This window comes from Pseudoalteromonas sp., from assembly GCF_041613455.1.
GTDB lineage: Bacteria > Pseudomonadota > Gammaproteobacteria > Enterobacterales > Alteromonadaceae > Pseudoalteromonas.
The window spans coordinates 1-2754 of sequence record NZ_JBFJHD010000310.1 but is presented as its reverse complement, the minus strand read 5'-3'; the positions used below and the strand labels follow the sequence as shown (position 1 = coordinate 2754).

The window sequence follows — 2754 nt, the reverse complement described above, 5'->3', positions numbered from 1 at the left end:
TTTTAACTACGCCTTTAATACGCTCAACAAGTGCATTACCAGCGTCGATATCTACGCCCGCGTCTTTATAGCTTAGAGACTGTTTTTGTTCGCTCACAGGTTTTCCTCAAAATAGTTGTTTTGGGTTGCTTAGAAACGCGCATATTTTACAACAATTGCGTAACCGCGGCTAGCGTAAATATAGTATTGAAATAATTAACAGGACAGTTGTCCGCTAATTGCTGGCTAAATAAACAAAAAAACGCCCGCAGGCGTTTTTAATCGATGTGTATAGTGCGCTTAGCGCTAGGCTTTAGCGGTTAAAATAGCGCGTAATGGGGCAGGGTAACCTTCAATGGTTTTGCTGGTGTCGTTAGGGTCTAAAAAGTCGACTAGCGATTCATTTTCCATCCAAGCGGTTTTGCGTTGCTCATCTAAGCTGGTTATTGCACAATCTTTCACTTGTACCTCTTTAAAACCAACGCGTTCCATCCACAGCTTTAATGCCGCCGTACTTGGAATAAACCACACGTTACGCATTTTTGCATAGCGATCGGTGGGCACCAATACAGTGTGCTTATCTCCTTCAATCACTAACGTTTCTAGCACTAACTCACCACCCGGGCGCAGTTGTGCTTTTAATTGCGCTAAAAAATCAATTGGCGAGCGACGATGATAAAGTACCCCCATGGAAAATACCGTATCAAACGCTTTGAGTTCGGGCAGAGCTTCGACACCAAGCGGTAATAAATGCACGTTTTCGTCAGGATTAAAGTGTTTAATCGCCTGAAATTGACACAAAAATAAATCAGAAGGGTCAATGCCAACGACAAATTGCGCGCCTTCGCCACGCATGCGCCATAAGTGATAGCCAGAGCCACAGCCGATATCGAGCACGGTACGTCCTTTTAATGGCTCAATGTGCGGTAGCAGGCGATCCCACTTCCAATCACTGCGCCACTCGGTGTCTATTTCTATGCCGTGCACCGAAAAGGGGCCTTTTCGCCATGGCATCATCCGCTTTAGTAAATGTGTCGTTTGTTTTTGCTCACCGTCACTCATTTCGCCTGGTTGGCCTATTTTTACCTGCGTGGCAATATCAACATATTGTGTTGTTACTTGGGGCAGGTTTTTCAGCACTTTTTGCCATTGGGGTAAATCACCATGGCTGGCTTCATTTTGCCAATGCTTTAACTGGCTTGGCAAGGTTTCAAGCCAGTGGCTGAGTGGGCTTTGGGCAATAGCGGCGTAAAATTGGTTAAACCATTGAGACATGAGTCACTCTCTTTATTTAATTGCTACCATTGAGCAAAAGTTAAAACATTGATACCACACTTGCGTTTGACTAAAGCCAATTTCCTGCAAGCGGTTAAAGTGCGTGCTGAGTGTGTCGGGGCGCATAACGTTTTCAATGGCGGTGCGCTTTTGGCTGATTTCCAGCTCCGAATAACCATTGTGACGTTTAAAGTCGTGATGCAGATCAATTAATAAATTATCGCATTGCGCATTTTCCGCTTTTATTTTTTCACTTAGCAGTAATACACCACCGGGCTTTAAGTTAGCGTATATCTTTGCAAGCACGGCTTGGCGCTGGGCCGGCGGAATAAACTGTAAGGTAAAGTTCATCGCAACGACCGATGCATTTTGAATCTCTAACTCGTTAATATCACCTAATGTGACAGTAACGGGGACCTCAGACTTAAAGCCTTGCAAATGCAGCTTGCAACGCTCAACCATGGCTTGTGAGTTATCTACCGCAATAATATGGCAGTTATCAGTGCGAATATTACGGCGCATACTTAACGTTACGGCGCCAAGCGAACAGCCTAAATCATACAAGTTAGAGTTACTTTGTGCATATTCGCCCGCCAGTTTGCCCATAGTACTGACTATCGTGGCGTAGCCTGGGACGGAGCGTTGAATCATATCGGGAAACACTTCGACCACGCTTTGGTCAAAACTAAAATCTTTAACTTGTTGTTCAGAGGCGTAAATACTGTCTTTAATAGTCACGAAGCCAGTCTCTTTGAAAAATAATAGCCGCATTTTACCATTTTATGCTGGATAGTCAGTGATAAATTCAGTAGCTTGGCTAGAATAATGAAAAATAAGTATAAAAGAGATCATTAAATGAGCAAAAGTAAAGTCATCAGTACCGACGATATACTCGCAACCTTGTGTCACTCAGTGACCAGTGTACTGACATCTGCCGCTGGTAACCGCATCACTCACTCGCCTATGGTACAAAAAATCACCCGCACCTGCATGCGCCCCGATATCGGCTGTTTTGTACTGTTTGATGGCGGGTTTACTGGGTTAGTTATTACTAACTTTACCGCACAAGCGGCCATGGAAGTGTATGGCGATTATATGCGCAATATGGGGATGCCCGAAAATGAAATTGCGCAGAGCCACTTATCAGATGACGTGTCAAATGTGTTGGGCGAATTAATGAATCAAATTGTTGGTGATTTCACCTCTAAAGTGCGCGAACAACTGCATACTTCAATTACCCAAAATCAGCCGAAAATGATGGCCATTAACAAGCAAGTGCAAATATCGGTTGATACTGCCATGGATAGACCGCAGGCACGCCGCGTAACGTTTACCACCAGTAAACACCAGATATTTTATTTAGAGCTGGCGATGGATAAAACCGAGTTTATTAAATTACATGACTTTGATATCAGTGAAGCAATCGATCCAGATGACATCATCGAAAATGAAGCAAAACAACAAGCCGCCAGAGCAAAAGCGGCTAGCGTAGAGGGGGTT

3 protein-coding genes are annotated in these 2754 nt (G+C 44.1%); 1 reads left to right on the top strand and 2 read right to left on the bottom strand.

Annotated elements, in window-relative coordinates; all coding sequences use genetic code 11:
- Positions 1-285: 285 nt before the first annotated feature.
- Together cmoB and cmoA are read right to left on the bottom strand one after the other, a co-directional pair.
- Complete coding sequence (gene cmoB / locus ABYB02_RS16395; protein WP_372763441.1) at positions 286-1254, bottom strand: tRNA 5-methoxyuridine(34)/uridine 5-oxyacetic acid(34) synthase CmoB; 969 nt, start codon at positions 1252-1254, stop codon at positions 286-288.
- 12 nt (positions 1255-1266) lie between these two features.
- Positions 1267-1992, bottom strand: a complete 726-nt coding sequence (cmoA, locus tag ABYB02_RS16390; protein ID WP_372763440.1) for a carboxy-S-adenosyl-L-methionine synthase CmoA — start codon at positions 1990-1992, stop codon at positions 1267-1269.
- A gap of 117 nt (positions 1993-2109) precedes the next feature.
- Between cmoA and ABYB02_RS16385 the strand changes: the two genes are divergently transcribed.
- On the top strand, positions 2110-2754 hold a 645-nt coding region (locus tag ABYB02_RS16385), incomplete at its 3' end, for a DUF3334 family protein (protein ID WP_372763439.1).

Coding starts and splice junctions, on each gene's coding strand:
- cmoB (WP_372763441.1), bottom strand. CDS start 1,254: ATGTCTCAATGGTTTAACCAATTTTACGCCGCTATTGCCCAAAGCCCA.